Annotated in this window: 13 protein-coding genes; 10 read left to right on the forward strand and 3 right to left on the reverse strand. The window is 38.0% G+C overall.

All coding sequences use genetic code 11. From position 1 onward, the window contains the following. Nucleotides 1–42: 42 nt before the first annotated feature. From DFQ04_RS15085 to DFQ04_RS15095, 3 genes are read right to left on the reverse strand one after another with little or no spacing between them, the layout of a single operon-like run. Nucleotides 43–3,399: a helicase-related protein gene (locus DFQ04_RS15085; RefSeq protein WP_133557350.1), complete on the reverse strand. Its 3,357-nt coding sequence runs from the start codon at nucleotides 3,397–3,399 to the stop codon at nucleotides 43–45. 3 nt (nucleotides 3,400–3,402) lie between these two features. After that, a complete protein-coding gene (locus DFQ04_RS15090) occupies nucleotides 3,403–5,235 on the reverse strand; it encodes a phospholipase D family protein (RefSeq protein WP_133557352.1) in 1,833 nt (610 codons plus the stop codon). 6 nt (nucleotides 5,236–5,241) lie between these two features. Continuing rightward, entirely contained in the window at nucleotides 5,242–6,480 is a 1,239-nt protein-coding gene (locus DFQ04_RS15095; RefSeq protein WP_133557354.1) for a DUF6361 family protein, read from the reverse strand. 235 nt (nucleotides 6,481–6,715) lie between these two features. Here DFQ04_RS15095 and DFQ04_RS15100 point away from each other — a divergent pair, with 235 nt between their 5' ends. From DFQ04_RS15100 to DFQ04_RS15145, 10 genes are all read left to right on the forward strand, one after another. Further along, complete coding sequence (locus DFQ04_RS15100) at nucleotides 6,716–7,330, forward strand: alpha-ketoglutarate-dependent dioxygenase AlkB family protein (protein ID WP_133557356.1); 615 nt, start codon at nucleotides 6,716–6,718, stop codon at nucleotides 7,328–7,330. A 31-nt stretch (nucleotides 7,331–7,361) separates the two neighbouring features. Next, complete coding sequence (locus tag DFQ04_RS15105) at nucleotides 7,362–11,831, forward strand: DEAD/DEAH box helicase (RefSeq protein WP_133557358.1); 4,470 nt, start codon at nucleotides 7,362–7,364, stop codon at nucleotides 11,829–11,831. A gap of 2 nt (nucleotides 11,832–11,833) precedes the next feature. After that, on the forward strand, nucleotides 11,834–12,457 hold the full coding sequence (locus DFQ04_RS15110) for a hypothetical protein (RefSeq protein WP_133557360.1): 624 nt from the start codon (nucleotides 11,834–11,836) through the stop codon (nucleotides 12,455–12,457). A 102-nt stretch (nucleotides 12,458–12,559) separates the two neighbouring features. Then, nucleotides 12,560–13,138 (forward strand): hypothetical protein, encoded by a 579-nt coding sequence (locus DFQ04_RS15115; RefSeq protein ID WP_133557362.1) that lies wholly within the window; start codon nucleotides 12,560–12,562, stop codon nucleotides 13,136–13,138. Between the two features lie 251 nt (nucleotides 13,139–13,389). Further along, entirely contained in the window at nucleotides 13,390–13,974 is a 585-nt protein-coding gene (locus DFQ04_RS15120) for a BrxA family protein (protein ID WP_133557364.1), read from the forward strand. 2 nt (nucleotides 13,975–13,976) lie between these two features. Then, nucleotides 13,977–14,555: a DUF1788 domain-containing protein gene (locus DFQ04_RS15125; RefSeq protein ID WP_133557366.1), complete on the forward strand. Its 579-nt coding sequence runs from the start codon at nucleotides 13,977–13,979 to the stop codon at nucleotides 14,553–14,555. Then, the gene (brxC, locus tag DFQ04_RS15130) at nucleotides 14,552–18,055 is read left to right on the forward strand and encodes a BREX system P-loop protein BrxC (RefSeq protein WP_133557368.1); all 3,504 of its coding nucleotides are present in this window, start codon (nucleotides 14,552–14,554) and stop codon (nucleotides 18,053–18,055) included. Before DFQ04_RS15125 ends, brxC begins: the two co-directional genes overlap by 4 nt. Next, entirely contained in the window at nucleotides 18,052–18,741 is a 690-nt protein-coding gene (locus DFQ04_RS15135) for a hypothetical protein (protein WP_133557370.1), read from the forward strand. The genes brxC and DFQ04_RS15135 overlap by 4 nt, the downstream gene beginning before the upstream one ends. Before the next feature lie 3 nt (nucleotides 18,742–18,744). After that, nucleotides 18,745–22,212 (forward strand): BREX-1 system adenine-specific DNA-methyltransferase PglX, encoded by a 3,468-nt coding sequence (gene pglX, locus DFQ04_RS15140; RefSeq protein WP_133557372.1) that lies wholly within the window; start codon nucleotides 18,745–18,747, stop codon nucleotides 22,210–22,212. A gap of 77 nt (nucleotides 22,213–22,289) precedes the next feature. Continuing rightward, nucleotides 22,290–22,832: a hypothetical protein gene (locus tag DFQ04_RS15145; protein ID WP_133557374.1), complete on the forward strand. Its 543-nt coding sequence runs from the start codon at nucleotides 22,290–22,292 to the stop codon at nucleotides 22,830–22,832. Nucleotides 22,833–22,857 lie beyond the last annotated feature (25 nt).

The following is a 22,857-nucleotide window of genomic DNA, read 5'->3' on the forward strand; positions in this document are numbered from 1 at the left end:
AATCATCAATTTGATCAAAAAGGGGTTATAAAAATTCATTTTTCAATAAAACACGACAGGACTTAATTCAATCATAAGCTCTTTAAGTCTGGCTTTTTCTTCCGAATCCAAATCAACCGCATTAAGGGCTTCGATCAATTCGTCTTGGCGAGGCTGTCCAAATGTCAATCGATAAAATGCCAGTACCTTAATCAAATGCTGATATCTCTCAATATCTCGGCTGTAAGGGTATAATGGCACAAACCTTTCAATCTTTAAATTTTCTAAGGGTTCCGTATGCCAATACGGGACAAGGTCACATGGGAATGTACTTTTAGCCTTTTCACTTTCTGCCAGAGTAAAGATTTCCTCCCAAATGCTGGAAGAACCTTTTAACTCCTCCTTGTATTTAGCTGCCAAATTTTGTCGTATGATCAATCCTTTATACCTGTTAATTCTGCCCTCACGCTGCTCAAAATCAATGGGATTAGATGGTAAATTCCAATGAAAAATCTTCTTACAATAGAAGTGGAAATCCAGCCCTTCCTGTCCTACTGAAGTTGATGCTAAAACAAAAGGCCGAAAAGGGGAATTGAAAGCTTGTCTAACGTTTATTGATCTACCTGAACTTTTGGCCGTATTAAATTTTTGGCTGCCAAAATCAATGGCAAAGTGTGCTCTCATGGAATTTCTTTTCGTCTTATTTCCTTCTATTTTCTTTTTAAATTCTGAGAAACCTTCAGCTTCAATGCTTGCTGTCCTAATGGATAAGACATCGGTGACAAATTCCGTGATCTCTTTTAAAGTGGAAAGGTTCTCACAGTCTTTCAGCATAAAGAAATACTCATCCAACATGGCTTGTATATTCCCATCAATACCATATTGGAGGCATTGTTCCCAATAGTTTTTCTTATCAGAGGTAAATAACCTCAGAGTGGCTATACTTTCAGGTTTATTGTATAGTGTTAAAAATGCCGAGGCAATATGAAAGGCATGCCCCATTGATTCCTCATTAGATCCAAATAACCTGGACAAAGCTCTGAGTGAGCAAATGGCAGGTGAACCTAAAACCAAATCAACCATCATCTCTGCTAAAGGGCCAACTTTTGATTCGTTTAAATAGGGTAATGGGAGTGGCACTTTGGACAAATATGCATCTTTGGCGGTATCAAAGTGTATTTGTTTTCCACTTGATTCGGTGTGATCATTTGGCGTTTCGCTATCAGGATCAGCTGTTCCTGAAGGCATACCTTTTTCGAACCAGGACCTCGTGAGATCCTTGGAGATTGAAATCTTTTCCAACAATAATGGCGCGCACCATTCCCAGTCTTGATCATTTCCTTCCCCTAATACCTGAAGACGAATTTCGTCAGAAAGCAATCTTTGAATCAGCTTTTCTTTCAATTCCTCCTTTATATCTCTTAAGCTTGATTTTTTAAAAAGATTCGATGAAGGATCATAAAGATTTGCCAAAAACAAAGACGGAAACAACAATAGAAAATTATTCATCTGCTTAGCTCCTTGGTCTCCGACATCTATTTTAAAAGTAAGCTGTGGAATAGGAGTTCTTTTTTTCTTAGGGGGATGGAAATATTGTCTTTTATCCAATGTCCATTCCCTTTCTGAAATAGTCTTTTTGTTTCCTACTGTAAGCCGTTCAGCTTCATATGAAACCAAGGACGCAACCATTTTAGGAACCATTTTCCAGGATGAAAAAAGAAGGGTTTTACTATATCCCGAACTGCCTTTAAATGCCCCTTGAAATTCATAATAGGGTAAGGACGATGGTATCCATAAATATTTCCAACCTCCTGATTCAATTGTCTCCTTTAACAATAAGCGAATCTTAGCATTGGGAATACTCTTACCCTTCTTAGGAACCAATTCTTTATATTGATTGATTGCATTTAGATCAAGCCATAAGTCTTTTTTTTTGGTTAAAAGTTTTATTAGCTCCGGATCAAACTTAGCTTTTTCTTCCAGCTTTTTTTTATGAGCATAAGAGTCAAGGAATGAAAGTGGGTATGGACAGGACTTCACATATTCCATGGGAATATTCAGATTCGTATCGTGTACTTCATTCAAATACTTCGTAACCTGATCAAACGCTATGAACTCCTGAATATCCTCCTTATTGATTTCCAAAGGTTCATGGTGGGTGTTAAGAATATTAGATCCGGAGTTTGTTACCAAAAACCTTTCTGTTCTTGACAAAGCCGACCTTAAATGATTCTCAAGATTGCTTTTGGTTTGATAGGCCTGATCGAAAGTGTGTTTTAATTTATTTGGATGCCTGATAACCTCGAAAAACGCTTTTCTGTCTTTTTCATAATTATGCCAAAACTCATCTGTGTTTTCTCCGATCAAAAATCTAAGAACGGTTTCAAATTCTTCATGGTGCACTTCGCCCGATATTGCATCAAAATCATTGGTATATGGCTTGAAGGGGGTCGCTGATAACATAATTACTTTTGAAGAACCAATTGAGAAAATATCCCTTGCGAGCTCTATAGCAGGACTTAAATTCTCTGTTTCCTCAGTATGATCAATCAATTGCTTGAAACGCTGAAATTCATCCAGGACAAATACATCTGCCTCCAGGAATTCCAGACAGGCTTTGGAAAGTCTGAATCTTAATTCACTGATCAATTCATTATAAAAATCATAGTCTCTCCAATTTTTTGAATTAATTTCTATTTCACATAATTTCTTTAGTATAGTCCAAAGCTTCATTGGATACCTTATACCTGTTTCACGAAAACAATTAGGTAATAATTCGGGACTTACAAGTTCATCTAATTGATCTTTAAAAAGCTTTTTTACTCCTCTTCTCAAACCTCTAACTTTACTATCATTTTCTTCAAAATCACTTATTCTATTTTTCCAAGTTTCTTCATTTACTCTGCCTTTAAGGATGTATTTAAAAGTTTCAGAATTTGACTGAATGTCCTTGTAACCAATTAGGAGTCTATATAATAGGAACCTTTCATCGGCTTTCCCCGCACTTGTCTTGTTGTCAAATGAAGTAGCTGGTGTAAATGCCTTTATGCTAAAATTAAAGTTTGAATTGAATTCCTTTTGCTCATAAGCCAATGCTGTTATCCGATCGTCTTCATTTGAATAATCGATGACAGAAGGATCACTCGTGAAATTTAATTTCTTAAGATTCTGTTTGGCCAAAGCCTGATTAGAACAGACATATACAACCTTAAAAGACTTTTCCCCTTTAGACTTTTCGAAAGTGTCCCAAAAAGCTTTTGCCAGAAGACCTTTAGTTACAATAGTTTTTCCCAGACCAACTTCATCCGCAATCAACATTCGGTTTCTTCCCCGAGTATAAAGTTGATCATATACATAATCAACAGTCTTCTTTTGGAAGTCTTTTAATCCAGACAAAGTTTTTTCAATCTGTTCCTTCATAGGTTACTTTTTGGGTACAAACTCTTTAAAAATTGACCAAAACTTTTCGAATTCATCATCAATTATCTCCTTTTCTTCCTGCTTCTCTGATTTCAATCGCTCCACCAAATCATCCACGGCCTTTAACCTTGATGGATTTCTGCTTGAGGCGAGCATCATTTTTTCAAATAAAGGAGTGCCATCCAAAAATCCATTTTTACCTAAGTTACCATCAGCAGCTTTTTTGACATTTGGATCTGAAATAAGACTTGTCTCTTCTCCGGTGAGCAAGAATGTGAGGTACTTCAAAAACTTATCCCTATTGTCAATAATCAAAGAGAAAATCCGACCCAATCTTGATTCGGGCAATTCTACATCCATTTCCAGCAAAAAAGAACTCAGCTGAATATCATCCTTGTAGATCGTGAAAACTATGAAAGGACTCAACTCCGCTTCTGAGTATGGTCCAAATGAATAGATTTCATTTATTTCACCCGCCTTGATTAAATAAGGCTTTTTAGAATTTTCTACAAGGGGTTTTAGTGTAATTTTAAAGCCCTCTTCAAGTTTGAGCTTTCTTGCATCGTAATTCATGAAATAGCCAAAACTTGATCGTTGCTCTGATTCTTCAATTCTACCTTGGAGCTTGGCTTTTGAAATCGAGTACTTTAGTTTTCTGATCTGGAGATCAAGGTTTATAGTTGAAGGCTGATCCACTCCTTCTTCTAAGTCATAAGGTTCAAACAATTTGATACCTTTCGAATCTGCCAGTTCACCAGTCAATTGCTTCTTGATGGAAAAAGGCTTAAACCTGTCTTTCCCTTCCGAAACCAGTCGTATTAAAAATTCAATATTTCTTTCCATGGCAGGATCTGTACAATTGGCTGAACCGATAAACCAATTTGACTTTCCATCCCTTAGTCCAATAAAAAATTTAGCGTGAAGTCCCTGATCCACACCATCTGATGATGCCTCATCAACAGAGTCTAAATTTATCGCATACTCTAAAACAGGAGAGAATTTCCATAACTCAAACTTGTTCTGTAAAACTGCCCTATCAATCCCATCCAACGCTTCCTTTGAACTGAATAAAGCAATCGGCTTCTTGGTTTTTTGTTTAAAATGTTCAAGTGTTTTATTGTCCAGAAATGGGGAGACTATCAGAAGTTGATCCCAATCCTCAAACACTAAAGGAGATTTTACAATGGCATTATTTTTAAATCTATGGTTAATTCCAATTGGATGAAATTTTATCTGCTGAACACCATCAGGCAACTTGAATTTTACCTTTGCCAGTTCGAACAGAAATTTTCTATCGATACGTTTTTTAGTATTGGAATACAACTGTTCTATAAAATCAATTAAAGTTTGATTTTCTTCAAAAGCTTCATTGCCAACCACACCCATAGTTGAGAAAGCCATATCCCAGGATTGGTCAAATGTCAAATTCCGGCTGGTGACCATCAACCTGTAGACGGCAGATAAACCTTCTTTTTCATACCGCGCTATCCAGACTTTGGGATGAAAGGATTGATTATCCTTTTTCATTTGGACTTGTACGATTCCATTCTCCCAATAGGCCATCAGCGGATGGTATTTCTTAGGAACCTTGATCTGGCCTTTTTGACAAAAAAGTGTGATTTTCTTAGATGCATTCGTTATGGCATCCAACATATCATAGCGGATCTGATCAGGATCGCCTTCTATAGGCTGGGCATAAAAAAGGGAAACTGGAATCAGCATTAGGGCTTCCATATCCAATGAATACGTAGTACCTATAGCTGCACTCAATTCATAGCCATCAGGTGGAGCCAATTGACTTCCATAATCCACTCTGTTTTGTTTCGGATCTAACATATTTGATTATTTGGGATTCCGGATATCGTTTATAATCACCTTAGCTTGCCTAAACCTATATTCAAAATGCCTTAGCCCTATCCATTCTTTTTCTTTTACATCGTGAAGTTTTTCTGGAAATATTCGTGCTTTTCCTCCTTTTACACCAAACTCTTGATTGGTGATTATCCTTTTTAAGGATTTCTCATCTTCAAATCCTTGATTAGCCATTTTCCAAAATTCCTTAATGAATAGGACAGTCTCGTCCCTATTGACTTTACCAAGACTGAAAATTTCATCAGGATTAAAAGCATTACCCAGCATCAAATTATCTAAGATTCTGTTTTTCCACGATTCCCATTCATTCAAATAAAATCCATTCCCAAACTTCTTTTCCTGGATCATCACATTATAAAACAGATGACTACCGTACATCAATTCTGAAAAATCATGGGCCAATTGTATTTCCTTAAAAATCGGGGATGGCATTTTTAAGCTTTCACAAGCCGTTGCGAATTCGCTGAAGTTATCAGCTGCCGAAAAAACATTCCATATTTTATCTTCCTCAACCAATAGGCTAAGCAAAGTTTTATTTGCCCTGCTTTTGATATGATCCTTTAATATCTGTGCTTCTCCCTCGTCCAATTCAATGGTCAAATTGTTTCTCCAGTCCTTTTTGTAGGGAATCTTAATCCTGAAGATATTCTCAAAATCCACTTCAGCATCATCCTTGGTCACATCATCTCCATTAGATGAAGAAGAAAGCAGGTCAGAAAGAGTTCTTTTTGCGCAATTCTTTAAAAAAGATTCAGCACCAAGACCTCTTGTGTCGATTAAACCAAAAGTGTATAAGCCATTCCAATAAATAGCAGAAGGTCTTCTGGCAATTCTTTCAGTTTTTTTTTTACTTATCCCGATAACCCCATCTCCATCTTGATACTTTGGTGCCAATTCCCACATTATTTCATGCTCAGTATCATCCAAGAATTTGGAAGGACTGATTTTCTTTTTCTGACCAGGAGGTAGCAACTGGTAATCCCAGAGGATATAAGGGATGTAAAAGAAGTATTTTGCTTTGGTCTGGATGGTACTGATACCAGGAAACATCCTGTCTGCTAAAATATCCCTTACGGTTCCAAGACCAAGCTCATCTACCATTCCTTCAAATTTGAGTAGATCGAGTACTGCACCTACCTTGTTTCTTTGCTCTTTGGAAAAATCTATCCAGCCAAAAGAGGTAGTTAAAGTTAAGTCGTTGACATCCATTGGTATTGTTTTTCGCTGAGGTTGACTAAAATTTTATTTAGATATAAGCACAAGTTTATTGTAGATCCAGCGGTTCAAGATGATTTTCCATTTTTTCCAATTTCCAAGAAGTATTTCATATTTTTTCGCGACAAATTTGAAATTGGAGTTAGATTTTCATGTAAACTAAGAAATTGTAACCAATCAATCATTCAGTCATTTTTATTTATTTAGTGCTTTTGAAAGCTGTTACTTTATGGATCAACTCAACTTATTTGGACTTTTTTCAAACCCAAACGAACCTGTTCAGATCAATGGGGGATCCTATATTTATATCCCTGATTTTTTCCCTCATTCAAAGGCAAGTCAATACCTCAAGGCTTTTATAGAGACGATAGAGTGGAATCAAGAAGGAATGATGATGTATGGAAAATATGTGAAGTTCCCAAGATTAACTGCCTGGTATGGAGATAACGACAAACCATATTCATTTTCAGGCATAACCCTTCAGCCAAAGCCTTGGAATACTGAGCTTCTTGAAATTAAGAAGTTAATAGAACCTTTGTCGGGAACTACTTTTAATAGTGTTTTATTGAATCGTTACCGAGATGGGAGCGATTCGATTTCGTGGCACACTGATGCTGAAAAGGAATTGGGCAGAAATCCCATAATTGCCTCTGTGAATTTCGGTGCCGAAAGGGTATTTCAACTAAAGCATATGAAAACCCAAGAACGAATTGACATTCTTTTAAAGCATGGCAGTCTTTTGATCATGATGGGGGAACTTCAGCATAATTGGCTACATCAAGTACCTAAAACTCAAAAAATAATTGGAGAGCGAGTAAACCTGACTTTTAGAACTATTAAATAGCTTGGAAAACTATATTACTAAAATCTTAGGATTGGAAACACCATCCTTTGATACCATCCGTCGTTTTGCGATTCAGGAAATAGCTTCCTTTTCAGAAGCCAAAAAAAAGGATCTTTTTGACAGATTAGATAGAGGGCTGGCTTTATTGGATGATCACCTCACCCTTTGTCAATACATGAATTCCTTCGGGAAAATGCATAAGGCAAAGCTTCAAGATGCATTCAAAGAATTACCTTCAGAACTCTTCGATCAAAAATTTGATGTGATTGACTGGGGATGTGGTCAAGGGATGGGCAGTATCAATCTATTTGATCATATTCTCAAGCGAGGGAAATCTTTAAATGTTAGGAAGGTTACCTTAATTGAACCCTCCTCCAAAGCTTTGGAAAGAGCCAGACTGCATACTTCTGTTTATTTGAACAAGGAGGTAGAATTGGTTACTATCAATAAGTTTTTTGAATCTATTTCCAAGGAAGAGATCAAGGGGTATCCTGACATTCCTGTGATCCATATTTTTTCCAATATTCTTGATGTAGCTCAGATTGATCTTAAATATTTATCCAGGCTGATTGATTCAACTGTTCTTTCAGATAATTTTTTAGTTTGTGTCGGCCCTCTCAATCCTGGTAATCAAAGGATTGATGCCTTCATGAGCTATTTTGATAAAAAGCTTATTGATCTGATTTTTGAAAAAGAAGATCCTTATTTCTATGAAAAATGGACCTTTAAGTGTAAACTTTATAAGCTTGAAGTCAATGAAATAGGTCATTTGATTCCAATCGAGTACTTTCCACCGGTTCAGTTTCAGGCAGGGTACGTATTGGATATAGTTAGGGATCAAGTGAAAGATTCTTACTTAGCTGAGCAATTAAAATTTATTTCACATTTTGAAGTTGCTGCTCCTTTTGATTTGGGTGCCAGTGTCTATGAAGACATACATCCTATTCTTGCTGTTCTTAATAATATCATTACTCGAGGTGTCCCAACCAAACCGAGCATTCTTGTCGAGGAAGTTTTTTCCAAGTGTTTTGGGCTAACTGACCGGTCGATCAGATTAGGAGGGATTTCATTTCCATCTAAACCTAATGTAAGCCTTAAGGGTGTTGAAAAAATAGTTAGGTTCGAGCGGGTAAATCTTGAGCATTTAAGTGAATATGAACTTGTCCTTGCTCAATTGATTTTATCCCCTTTAGCCATAGGTCGGTTTCATAAGATTTTGATTGAAGCACTGATTACGGGTCATATCAGTTTGAAGTCAAAAGTCTGGAACCTTCTTATTGAAGAGGCAGATGTTCCTTTTGCTGCATTGGCAATCGAAGATTTTAAGCAGCTTTTTACCAATTTAACAGAATTGACCTTTGAGTATGATGGGTTGAAGCTTCCTGAAATCAATCTTACCATTATCGGAAATGATCTATTTAAAGATTCTGGTTTGCATTTGGGCCATCCAGTTCATGAGACCCTACCTAAGGATAAGTCAAGTGTGGGTTTTGACTTGGTATTCACTTTATCCATGCTTAAAGCTGTGGATGAAAAAATTGAAGGATTCAGTTCATTCAAGGCTAAAAACAACTGTTATTTCAATACCCGTAATATTCAAAATTACAGATCAAAAAGGCAGATTTATACCTCCTCTTTGATTAAATATAAAAACCTTGTAAAAAAAGATACAAGGGGTAACTATCAGGAGATTGAAGAGAATGTCACAAAACTGACTTATTTCCTTCAATTACTTTTTCGAAAGGAAAGCTTCCGCCCTGGTCAACTCCCGATCTTGGATAGGGCATTGCAAAATTTACCGGTAATTGGACTTCTTCCTACAGGGGGAGGTAAGTCTTTGACTTATCAGATTCCTGTTTTGATGCAGCCCGGAATAGCATTGATTGTAGATCCTTTAAAATCTCTAATGAAGGATCAGTATGATGGTTTGCTGGCAGCAGGGATCGATTCCTGTACATATATCAATTCTTCTTTGACTACTGAAGAAAAAAAGAAAAGAGAAGATGAGCTTGAATCCTCTCAACTCCAGTTCGTTTTCCTTTCTCCTGAAAGACTTTCAATACTATCCTTCAGAAAGAGGCTCTATCACATGCATTCTTATAATGTTTACTTTTCATATGGAGTCATCGATGAAGTTCATTGTGTTTCGGAATGGGGACACGATTTCAGATTTTCGTATTTGCACCTTGGAAGAAACCTCTATAATTATGTTCGGGCAAAGGAAGGCCCAATTTCCCTTTTTGGACTTACCGCGACCGCATCCTTTGACGTGTTAGCAGATGTAGAGAGGGAACTCTCTGGAAATGGAGCCTTCGATTTGGATCCTGATACCATAGTCAGGTATGAAAATACAAACAGACTTGAACTTCAATACAAAATTGAAAAAGTACGGGTTGAATTCAAGGATGATGAGTATTATGATAGGAATAAAAAAATGCCTGCTTTTCTCCCCCGAGCCAAGAATATTACGGACAAGTGGACTCCGTTCAAATTCAAAGCAGCATTCTTACGAGATTATGTCGGAGAAATTCCATTTCATTTAAATTATCTCCAAGAACCTGGTGCTCTGGCTAAAATTTTCGATCGATATGAACAAAGGCAGGAAGCCTCCAGTCTGAGTCCATCTGAAATAAATGTCTACGTTCCTGCCGATTTTTATTCTGAAAGAGATACCTACGAGCATGCTGGGATTATTTTCTGTCCACATGCTTCAAAGACTGATTTATCTGTTGAGAAAAACGCCGAAAACTTAAGGAATGATATAAGTCCGGATATAGGGTCATTTACTGGTCAAGATGATGATGATTCTTCTATAGAAAATCTCGAAAAATTCAGGGATAACCAATTGCCAATCATGGTTGCTACAAAAGCTTTTGGGATGGGGATTGACAAACCTAATGTAAGGTTTACAGTCAATATGAATTACTCAAGTTCACTAGAAGCTTTCGTCCAAGAGGCCGGGCGATCTGGGAGAGATAAGCGTACGGCATTGTCTGTTATTTTGGTTTCGGATTATAGGCTTGCAAGGATCAATCCCAACTATTCAGATCAAAGCTTTCCATTGGGAATCATCAAAAACAAATGGTTTTATGAAGAGGATCTTGATCAGATTTTGAATTATTATAATCTAAGAATTCCTTCAGCGTACATTACCATTGCCACTCCAAGCAATGATGTTGTCAAGCTACATTGTACGAAAGACAATAGAATGTTCGCGTTTAGTGAATGCAGTACTGAATGCAGTGAATTCAAAAAATGTAACCTTCGAAAAGTTTCTCCAGAGTCTAAAGGTTGGAAAACCGAGTTGGAGCTGGTTCAGGAAATTAAAGCACAAGGACTTAGTATAGGGAAAAGGAATTTTCAATATCTAAATCCGGATTATGATACAGTGATGTATTTCTTCGGTAATTCCTTCAAGGGAGACATCGAGGAAAAGCGATCCATGTTTGAGTTGCTGAGTCAAATAAGGGTTGCGGTGGAGACATCAGAGGATCAAAAAGAAGTTTCATTTTTTCAAGGGTTTTTAACACCCTTGTTGAAAGCGATAGTGGGAGAAAGGTTAATCGTATACGTCCCATATACAGAGGAAAACAAAACTGATCTTTCTAAGTCGATTTACCGCATGTGTTGTATCGAATTGATTGAGGATTTCACGCAAGACTATGCCAAAAACCAGTATAGGATCGAGGTAGTAAGGAAAGAAGAGGGAGGATATTTTGAAGGCCTTGAAAGGTTTCTTCAAAGGTACTATACGCCAGATCGAGCCAAATTGGAAATACAGCGGGCAATAAATTTTCCACTAAACAAAGAAGCAGAAAGCAAAATCGCTGAGGAGATTTTCAAATGTTTAGGCTTTCTGACGGAGTTTGTTTATGATAAAATTTCCGAGAAGCGGAAGCGGGCCATTGACGACATGCGAAACTTTTGCATGGAAGGTTTGCAAGAGGACAAAGATTGGACAGACCTCAATGAAGATTTAAAAGACTTCCTATTCTATTATTTCAACTCCAAGTTTGCCAAGACAGATTATGTTACGGACCAGGGAGAACCGTTTTCATTAATGGTGGACACTGAAGAAGGTAAATACTCCCATGAGTCGATTCTGTTCAAATTCCTTCGAGTAATTGAGGATGATGTGGTGGGAATCGGTACTCCACTTGATAATGTAAAACATCTTTATGGTGCTGTCCGCCTGATCAGCAGATCTTTGACTGACGAAAACCCAACTCTTGCCTTGTTGGAAGCTTTTTGTTTAGCATACCTTCAGGTCAAAGAAAATGAGAACTTAAAAAACCAACTGGTAAATAGATATGCTGCAGGCATGATTGAATTTTATGAACGGATTGAAATTGAATCAGAATTTTGGGATCTGTTCCAAGTTTACAATGAAAGAATTTCACCTTATTTGGATGAAGAGCAGCTGGAAACTTTGATTGAGGAAACAAGCTTCCTCATTCATGCTAATCAATTGAAAAAAATAACAACAAACTATCTTGCCTAACTATGAATAATTCATTGGTCCAACAGACTTTGGTAGACATTGAACAAAATTTAAAAAATCTCCAGTCAGCCAGGGAGCAAGTTAACTCAGTTTCATTATCCAGTCAGAAATTGACCGAAACCATTTCGTCACTTGTCAAAAACTTCAAAACACTTGAAGCAGACTTCCTAAAGGATAGCAAAGAATTTTCTGATAAGATTGAAAAAGAATTTGTCAGGTTTCAAACAAACATGGAAACTGGAGCCAAAAATGCCATCAATCAATCCTCCAAAATCCATCAAAAACATGGAGTTGAAATAGACAAAACTATCGATAAGCTATCGGAGCTTCAAAAGGCTGTTTTGGCATTGAAAAATGATCTCTCAGGATTTGATTTGGCGTCCCAGTTCAATCCCATTATTGAGGCGCTTCATTTGATGGAAGGACGAATCGATGCTTTCAAAATAGAGATGAATTCGCTCACATCGAGATTAAATCGCCTGGCCGATAATATGTTGAAAGACCAACAAGAGTGGGCTACCAAACTTGATCAAAAGTATGATTCAATTAAAAGCGCAATCCAATACACTCAAATATTCATTGCAGTAGCGACGACCGTTTTGGCCAGCCTTATCCTTATCTTCTAATTTCATTCCTAACGGAAGGGTAAAACTATATAGGTGTCTTAGTTTATTTTATATGCATAAGGGAAAGAGTCAAGAATTACTCTGTAAAATTAATTTTTATACATGAAGTTAATTGAATTCATTATCATCAATTCCCAAAAAGAAGAATCTCCTTTGGGAGATTTTTGCTCAGACATCCTTCGAGATCCTGATTTCCCATTTGATTCCAAAATGGCTGACCAATTTCAATATCTTAAGTCTGTTGCTCTGTTGAATGGTCTTTCAGAACAATATGAGATTCTTAAGAGTGAATATGAATACTACATTCAAGACCTCGACTACGAAAGAAACCATGGTATCAACTCCAAACCTGATGATAGTATCAGGTTCAAATCAGGTGCTTGGGCTGACTTAAAATCAGATTTCCAATTTCAATCAGTGCTGTTCGTAAAAGGAAGTAAGGAGTACTATAAGGCCTACCTGATTGATGATTTCCAAAAGAAGGCACTATTTCTCGAATTTAATTCACCAATGCAAAATCCTCAGCCTCGCATTTTTGAATTCATGAAAGCCGAATTGTTACCAAAAGGGGAGCTACATTCTACTGAATCGGCATTAGTAATTTTTAAAATGCTCCGAGACTCTCCTTTGATCTTGAACAAGTTTCTGATTGAAAAAGCCATAGATTTATTGTTGCCTTAATTTCTCAAGGTATCGTTGGTCATTCCACGAATTCAGTCTAATTTCCTTCATCAAAACTTTAATTTTTCTTTATCTCATGATCCTGAAAGAGCTCTTTCAATTTAAGCCATTCAAAAAGAGGTGGTTGGCCGAGAGGCTCGTTTATTCTAGGATTATAGTAGGTCCGAGAGGATAGGAAATAGCCTCCTTGCCAAAAGGCATTAGAAAAAAATCGGTAAGAGAGGGAATGTTTCAATAAAGAAGATTTGTCAATGAGTAATAACACATACGAGTTCTCATTTACCGCATGTTCACTCCATATCCAAGAAATGATTCAATTTCTCAAGGTGGAACAAGGGCTAATACCAGTTCTTGAAGGAGGGAAGTCGGCCTCTATCAAAAGGAAAAATCAGGAATTCAGAAAACGACTTGAAACATTAAACCCTGACCAAACTAAAGCTCTCTTAGAAGGAGATTTAATTACCCAACGGCAACTGGCTTATCTTTCCGTTTGTAAAATCTACGGGTTTTTTAGGGAATTTGTCTTGGAGGTTCTCCGAGAAAAAATGATCTTAATGGATTATCAGGTGACAGAGGGTGAATACCTATCTTTTTTTAGACGAAAAATGATGGATCATCCCGAGTTGGAGGAGTTAAGTGAAACTACTGAGAAGAAAGTAAAGCAAGTGGTATTTCGGATTTTGGCTGAGGCAGGAATCATCAATTCTGCCAAGGAAAAAGTTTTGCAATACCAGATTTTAGAACCTAAAATGATTCAACTGATTAAGCAGGATCATCCTATGTGGTTTGAAGTTTTTTTATTGAACGATTTTGAAATTAGCAATTACGCTCGCTGAGTATGAATCAAGTCAGAAGACAATTTGACCATATTTTTAAAGTGGTCTCAAGTGAAGGATTCCTTCGCAAAGAATCCCTGGGGGGAGAAATTCCATTTTTTATCGCGGCTTACCCGGCAAAAGATGAAATTGCTGTCAGGGATGAAATTCGGATGCTTAAAAATAAATTGACCTCCAAAGGGATTGAAATATTGGAGATTAACTTGTTTGATTTAACCTGTGAGATACTTGAAGAAAAAGGTGGCGTAGAGCGGATGTTTCGTGTAGAGAGGACAAAGGGACCTGAGAAATTTTTACGGGCACTCCAATCCTCCTTGAATATTCATGAGGTCCTGCTTCCCAAAATCAAAGCTATGATTGAGGAATCTGGGGCTCAGCTTTATTTTCTAACTGGAATCGGCTTAGTATTCCCATTTATCCGTTCCCATAACGTATTGAATAATTTACAATCCATAGCCAAGGATTCCCCTACAATTACCTTTTTTCCTGGGGAATACAACGGCCATACGCTCAATCTTTTCGGGTTGCTAAAAGACGACAACTATTACCGGGCATTTAATATTGAAAAAATAGAAGCATGAAGATTAATCAGTTTTTTCAAAAGGATATTCATCGCAATATCGAAACGGTTATCAAGGCCGACGATCGTGAGAACATATCTGATGAAGTGGCAGAATATGTGATCACCCATGAAATCGGGAATAAGATCAGAGACTTTTTCAGTGCCTACAATGACTATGCAGGGGCCAATGGAGTTTGGATCTCCGGTTTCTTTGGTAGTGGTAAATCTCACTTACTCAAGATTCTTTCCTATGTTTTGGAAAACAAAGAGTTTGATGGTTACTACAGCGGAGAACTCTTTGCAGAGAAGATAGAGAACGATCACATACTGAAAGCAGATGTCATTTCTGCCACCAAGGTTCCTTCTGAATCAATTCTTTTTAATATTGATCAACAAGCTCAGATCACTTCAAAAGCCAATCAGGATGCCATTTTAAAGGTATTCTATAAGGTGTTCTATGACCACCTTGGATTCTATGGATTTCAACCCCATGTGGCGGAATTTGAGATGTGGCTGAAAAGAAATGGGCAGTTGGAAGAATTCACTTCCCGTTTTAATTCAAAGAGTTCGGCTCCTTGGGAGAAGGCACGAATTGATTATTTCGATCCAATGGTAACAGATACCATGGCGGAGGTTTTGGCAGACCTGAACGGGAAATCGGCTGCGGATTACGAAGATATTTTGGATCAAATTGAGGACAAAAGCAAGCAGTCAATCGATGACTTTTGTGATCGGGTGATGGAGTACATTAAGTCTCAAGGACCTCACTTTCGACTCAATTTCTTCGTAGATGAAATCGGGCAGTACATCAGTGAGAATACCAAACTGATGTTAAATCTCCAGACCATTGCCGAGACCTTGGCAATTAAAACCAAAGGACGTTCCTGGATTTTGGTCACCTCCCAGGAGGATATGGAGAAGGTGGTGGGAGATATGAACAAGAGCCAACAAAATGACTTTTCACGAATTCAGGCTCGATTCAAAATCAAGATTCCCCTGACTTCTGCCAATGTGGATGAGGTAATCGAAAAGCGATTGCTCAAAAAATCCGAACCTGCAACAGAACTCCTCAAAGACCTTTACCAAATAGAGCACGTTCACTTGGGAACCTTGATTTCCTTCTCAGATTCAGGGGTACAATTTAAAGGCCTGCAGGGGGATAAAGACTTTGTCAATAAGTATCCCTTCCTTCCATACCAATTTGATCTATTTCAACAGTGTAGAAGAGCCCTCTCCACACACAATGCCTTCCAGGGTAAACATGCCTCAGTAGGAGAGCGATCAATGCTTGGGGTATTTCAGCAAGTCATCAAATCTATAGGGGATAACGATGAAAAAACTATCGTGGGATTTGATCAGATGTATGAGGGTATCCGAAACGAACTCCGTGGAGAAATTCAAAGCTCCATTATTCTTGCCGAGAAGAATATTTCCAGTGACTTTGCCATACGTGTCTTAAAGACTCTCTTTATGGTGAAGTATTATTCCAGCTTCAAGCCGACTAAACGGAATATCTCAGTACTACTGATCGACTCTATGGAGGTAGATTTGAAGGCCCATGAAACGCTAATCGATGAGGCGCTGAATCTGCTCGAAAACCAAAGCTATATCCAGCGAAATGGGGAACTGTTTGAATTTTTGACAGATGATGAAAAAGATATCGAACAGGAAATTAAGGAGGTGGATATTGATGATCAGGCCATTACTCAGCAGCTGAAAGAGTTATTTTTTGATGAAATCATCAAGGATGGTAAAATCCAATATTTGGATAACAAACAGAACTATGACTTTACCTCCAAAGTCGACGGGGCTACGGTAGGAAGAGAAAAAGAACTGGCCATAGAAATCATTACCGAAAACAATCCTGATTACGAAAATACGGTCTACATCTACAACCAGACTATGGGTAGTCCGATCATGAGGATGGTACTACCTCCCAATTCAATTTTCATTAAAGATCTGAAGATGTACCTGAAGACCAACAAGTACATCAAGCAAAATCAGACCACATCAGTCAAGGTAGAGCGAAGACGGATTCTTCAGGATAAGCAAGTTCAAAACTCTGAGAGAAGAAGAAACCTGATCCTTTTGGCCAATCAACTTTTGGCAGGTTCGGATGTGATTATCAATGGAACCAAACAGGAGATGGGAAGTCATTCTGATGGTAGGGCCCGAATAGTTCAGGCATTTCAGATTTTAGTCAAGACCGTATATCCCAATCTACGGATGTTAGGGCATGTTACCTATACGGAGGATACAATCAAGCAGATCATTTATTCTACGCAGAATGATCTTTTCCAAGTGGAACAAAATCTGACGGAGGCAGAGCAAGAGATACTTACTCTGATCAATAGAAGGAAGATGAAATCTGACCGGACCAGCCTTTATGATCTGAAGGAAGTCTTAGGTTCTAAGCCTTATGGCTGGTATCCCAATGCGGTGTGGTCGGTCACTGCTAAACTGTATAAGAGGGGTCAGGTAGAGCTCAAGCAGGATTCCAATCTCTTGGAAGACCGTGACGTACTTCAAGCCTTTCTGAATTCCGCCCAATACACCAATACTTTGGTGCAGGTACAGGAAGCGGAAGATCCACGTGCCGTCCGGGCACTAAAAGAACTCTATGGAGATGTATTCGATGAGAGCTGTCCCTATACTCTGGGTAAGGAAATCGCTACCGCTTTCAAGGAAAAGCTTAAGGCCTTGATCCAAGATATGGAGTCCTACTTCCGTCAGCGGAGTGATTATCCATTCTTGGCTGCCTTGGAGGAGCCTTTGGAGTCGATGAGAAAATTGGGTTCCAGGGATTATGCCCAGCTTTTGACTCAGGTCAAGGAGTACAAAGATGAGCTCCTGGACGCTAAAGAACTCCTGCTTGATCCCATTCGAAGATTTATGAACGGAGATCAACGCAAGATCTACGATGATATCCGAAATACCTTTAATGGAGATCGTTCCAATTTTGAGTATGTAGACGATGAGGAGCTGGGTATTCTAAAAAGACTGATGGATGATCCGAAGCCCTATCAGGGGAATGCCATCCGGGACGGAAAGGTTGCGAAGGATCAACTTACGGAGAAAGTTCTTGCCAAGATTCAGGAGGAGCGAACACTAACCCAAGAGACTATCCATGAATGTGTGCTTCGACTAAAGAACGAACCAGACTTTTCCAAATTGACACAGACCGATCAGGGATTGATCCTTGAACCTTTGGAATCAGAACTGAAAAAGGTTCAAAACCAACGCTACATCGGTGTGCTCAGGGATAGCCGAAACCGGATCAAAAACCAACTCCTGACCAAGCAGCTCAATGAGATTTACAAAAAGGCACATGAGAATTCAGAAAAGGTAGGAGAGAATCCAGGAGGAAAATACGTCACCAAGATTATCCATGCAGCATCGATCGAAATAGACTTCCCTGGCCATCAGTTAAAGACTGAAGAAGATGTAGATGCTTATGTCGAGGCATTGCGAGCTGAGTTCAAAAAGCAGATTCAAAACAATAAAAGGATATCCTTATGATTGACAAGAATAAGAAAATCGATTTTTTCGATGATTTTACCTTAGAGTACTTTTCAAGAGGTTTTTCGAATATGCCGAAAAGGGATTTAGATGTTCTCATTTTTCATTTACTTGAAAAACATGGAGCATTTAAAGGAATGTCTAATTATGATATCGCCCGATTTCTACGAACTACACCGACCAAAGTAAAGTCTGCAAAATATGAATCCGTATTAAGGTTTGACTATAAAGATTTTGAAAAAGGAGATTATTTAAAATCAGCCTTAAGGGAATATTTTAAAAAACCGCTTTTACATTTCGACAATAATTACCTCTATATGCAAATTGAAAACCCAGTTTTAATGGATGCATTGAAAGGGAAATTAAAAGAGGGTGGGTTATTTTTCGATGGTAGCTTCAATAGTGAAGTTATTAAGATGACCTCAGAGGGATATACTAAATTTATAAAAAAGATTGCCCTTGATGATCTTGGATCTAAATCTTCTAAAAAAGCTATTAAAGAATTTGAGAAGTTAGATGGAAAAACAGTTTCAGAAGTATCAGAAAAGATCTTTGAAGTGGCAAAAGAAAAGATTTTGGAAAAATCAATCGATGAGGGCTTTGAAATAATTAAAGATCAAACTTTTAATTTTTTCTCAGAAAATTTTGAATCTATCTCTGAATTTGTAAAACCATTTTTTGAATAGTAAATGAACACCAACACCCTCAAAAAATTCGCTCAGGAAGCCCGTAAGAAGCTCATCGCTCAGATCGGTGCCAAGCTTGACTATGTGTTGAATACCGACTCGGTAGAGCTACGGGAAAAAGAATCTCAGGTGAAGCGACTGAAGGAAGAGATTGCCAAATCTTCCAAAGCTCAGGTGATCGATAAAGTAGCCTATACATGGTTTAACCGACTGATGGCGCTTCGCTTTATGGACATGAATGACTTCCAACCCTTAGGAGTGCGGGTGATTTCCCCAAAGGACGGTTTTACCACTCCTGAGCTTTTGGAAGAGGTAAAGCAAGGACATATTCCCGCAGACCTTCCTGTCAAAAAAGATAAAATCTTTGACCTGTTGGACGGGAAAATCCCAAGTCCTAATCCACAAAATGAGGTTTTCAAAGAGCTCCTGATAGGCGCTTGTAACCACTTGCACAAGACCCTTCCATTTCTTTTTGAGCGGATCAATGACTACACCGATCTCCTACTTCCTGATGACTTGATCTCCGATTTTTCTATCGTGCAGGATATTCGAGATGGAATGAGTGCTGAGGACTGCAAGGAAGTGGAAATTATAGGGTGGTTGTATCAGTTCTACATTTCTGAATTGAATGAGGAATTAATCAGTTCGAAAAAGCAGTACAAAAAACATGAATTAGCCCCTGCTTCACAGCTCTTTACTCCACGTTGGATAGTGGAGTACATGGTGGATAATACTTTGGGACAGGTGTGGACAGAGATAAATCCAACTACTCGGGTTACTGACTTCCTTAAGTTCTATATCAAGCCAAGCTATTTGGATAAGCTTAAACCAAGGAAGAAGAAGAGCATTGAAGAGGTCAAATTCTTTGAGCCATGTGTGGGTTCAGGGCATATTCTTTCTTACGCCTTTGATGTCTATCACAAGATTTATGAGGAGGAAGGGTACGATCCAAACGAAATTCCTACTTTGATATTAACCAAGAACCTTTTCGGAGTAGATATCGATCCACGGGCTGCTCAGCTTGCTTCTTTCGTGCTAATCATGAAAGCACGGAAAAAGGTGAGAAATTTTTTCAGAACGATCGAGCGAACTAATCTTCAGCCCAACATCTCCTATTACCAAGATTTTGATTTCGATAAAAAATTCAAAAGTGCAACTGCCTTAGGATCCTTGATCAAGGTTGAACCTCAAGAAGTTGAAGATTTCAAAATAGAGTCCAATTCACTGTTTACTGCAAGACAGGAGGAATTAAAAAAGCTTTATGGACTTCTCGGACAGTCCTATGACGTGGTAGTAACGAACCCGCCTTATATAAACTCATCTCGAATGGAAGGAGAGCTAAAGACCTTTGTCGAGCAAAACTATCCTGATACCAAAACTGACCTCTTTGCCACATTTATCATTCGATGCCTTGAATTTTGTAATGAAGATGGGTTGACTGGATACATGACCCCCTTCGTTTGGATGTTTATATCAAGCTTTGAAAAGCTTCGGAAGAAAATTCTTACGGAAAATACAATAAATAACCTTGTTCAATTAGAATATTCAGGATTTGAAAGTGCTAAAGTTGCAATTTGTACTTTCACAGTTTATAAAAGAAAAATTCCTAATTTTTTCGGCGCATACGTTAGGTTAGATCAGTTTAAAAGTCCTTCCCTTCAAGAGCCAAAAACCCTCGAAGCAATTAAAAATCTCGAATCTTGCAATTATTTCTACAGATCAAATCAAGATAATTTTAAAAAAATAATGGGTTGGCCAATTAGTGGCTACAGAATTAGAAAATCTGAACAATTTAGACTGTTCAATAGCCAAGAAACTCTTAAATCTATAACGATTTCAGATGGGCAAAATATAACTGCAAACAACAACAAATTTTTAAGGCTATTTTGGGAAGTAAATAAGAATAATGTTGCATTAGATGAAAGATGGAGGTTTTATGCCAAAGGCGGAGATTTCAGAAAGTGGTGGGGGAATCTTGAATATGTAATTGATTGGTCACAAGAGGCCATTAAAAAGTATAAATCAGATAATTCTGCAAGAATTATCCCTGAATATTTAAGATTTAGAAAAGGGATTACTTGGACCTTACTTTCATCCAAGGACACTGCATTTAGGTTATTACCTGATTATGCAACTTTTGATAAGACTGGATCTTCAGTTTTCTTGTCAAATGATAATGATTTAAAGAAAATTTTAGCATTATTAAATTCAAAGGTTTCTAAATTCTTTCTTAGTTTTTTCAGTGAGTCTTTTGCCTTCCAAATAAAGGAAATCAGGCAAATTCCTTTAAAAAGTTTTGATTTGAATGAAGGTCAGTTAGACGTTTTGATGGAAATTTCCAAATTAGATTGGAACAAAAAAGAAACATCGGGGGAATTTGAAATAAGCCATCTTCTAAAAAACAAAGGAATTGAATTAGAGGATACCTTTTTACTTTATCAACAGATTTGGACAAATAAGTTTCTCCGCAATCATAAAATAGAGGAAAAGTTAAATTTTGAACTTATCCGATTTTATGAACTTGAAAACGACCTTGATGCTGATGTTCCTTTGGAAGAGATTACCATTCTACAGGACGAATTGGATCGAGAAGCACTGAAGGCTCAGAATGCCCGATTGGAGCGAGATCCGGTGACTGGATTGGTAAGTGATTACAGCGGAATAGAATTAAAATTTGATGCAAAAGAAGTCTTCGCTCAGTTTATCAGCTATGCCGTCGGCTGCATGTTTGGTCGATATTCCCTTGACAAAGAAGGTCTGATCCTCGCTAACCAGGGTGAGACTTTGGAGGATTACTTAAGGATTGTCAGGTCGAGCGGAGTCGAGACCTCATTCCTTCCAGATGAAGACAACATCATCCCCGTCCTCGACGACGAATGGTTTGAAGACGACATCGTATCCCGATTCAAGGAGTTTCTTCGAGTCACTTTCGGTAAGGAGAACTTGGAGAAAAACTTGGCCTTTGTGGAATCAGCCATCGGAAAGGACATCCGCAAGTACTTTGTGAAGGACTTCTACACCGACCATATTCAGCGGTATAAGAAGCGTCCGATCTATTGGATGTTTTCCTCACCCAATGGCTCCTTCAATGTGCTGATCTACATGCACCGCTATACCCAAGATACCCTAAGCAAGATTCTGAATGACTACCTGAATCAGTATCGAGAGAAACTCCGAGCACGAGTCGAGCACCTCGATCAGGTGATAGTCTCAGGGAGCTCCACCGAGCAGACCAAGGCTGCCAAGGAAAAAGATAAGATCAGAGCGGTACTCCTTGAGCTACAGGAATACGAGAGGGATATCCTGTACCCATTAGCTACTGAGCGTATCGGCATCGACCTTGACGAAGGGGTGTTGGTGAACTACAATAAGTTTGGCAAAGCTATCAAAGAAGTCTCAGGCCTGAACGATAAGAAGGCTAAGGCGAAAGTGAGGGAGTTTGATTGGATAGATACCAGTACCATTCGATGATAGAAAATGGGTCAAAAAAGTTGCCTTTAGTTAGTTAGAGGTGAGAAAAAGAGAAAAATAGCAGACAAGATAAAGTTATGGAAGGTTGTAAGCATCGATTAGAGGATTGTAGAAACTTAGTACCAAAGACTTCAAGGATTGGTAAGTTTACGGGACAAAAATTTCTTGGCTGCAAAGAATATCCTTTATGTACTTACCTGATTCCATTACATTTAGATGAGGAAAACATTACGGATAATCAAAAAAAAATAAGCAAGGCATTTTGGTTATTTGTTCGGTCAAATAGTTTTATGGCGGCAACTTTTGGCGCTGTTTATTTCAATCTTAGGGAAGTAAATCTTTTAGACTCGTTATTACGGTCTGATCTTATTCTCCCTACAGATGGGGTAGAAGTTGGTTTAACTAAGGCCAAAATATACTATCAGCTTTTTTACTACCTCTTTTTAATTCCTTCGCCTGAAATAAAATTGTATTTGATTAATAATTTTCCAAAGACCTATTCATATTTTTTAGTAGATGATCCCAAAAACAGATATTTTATTGAAGGAATTGATAATGAAAAAATGGTAGTAAATGAAGATTTCTTTCGGGAATATTCTAATCTGGATTTTATAAGTTAAGATTAGAAGAAAACCCTTAAGTTCT

The organism is Algoriphagus boseongensis, from assembly GCF_004362805.1.
Lineage (GTDB): Bacteria > Bacteroidota > Bacteroidia > Cytophagales > Cyclobacteriaceae > Algoriphagus > Algoriphagus boseongensis.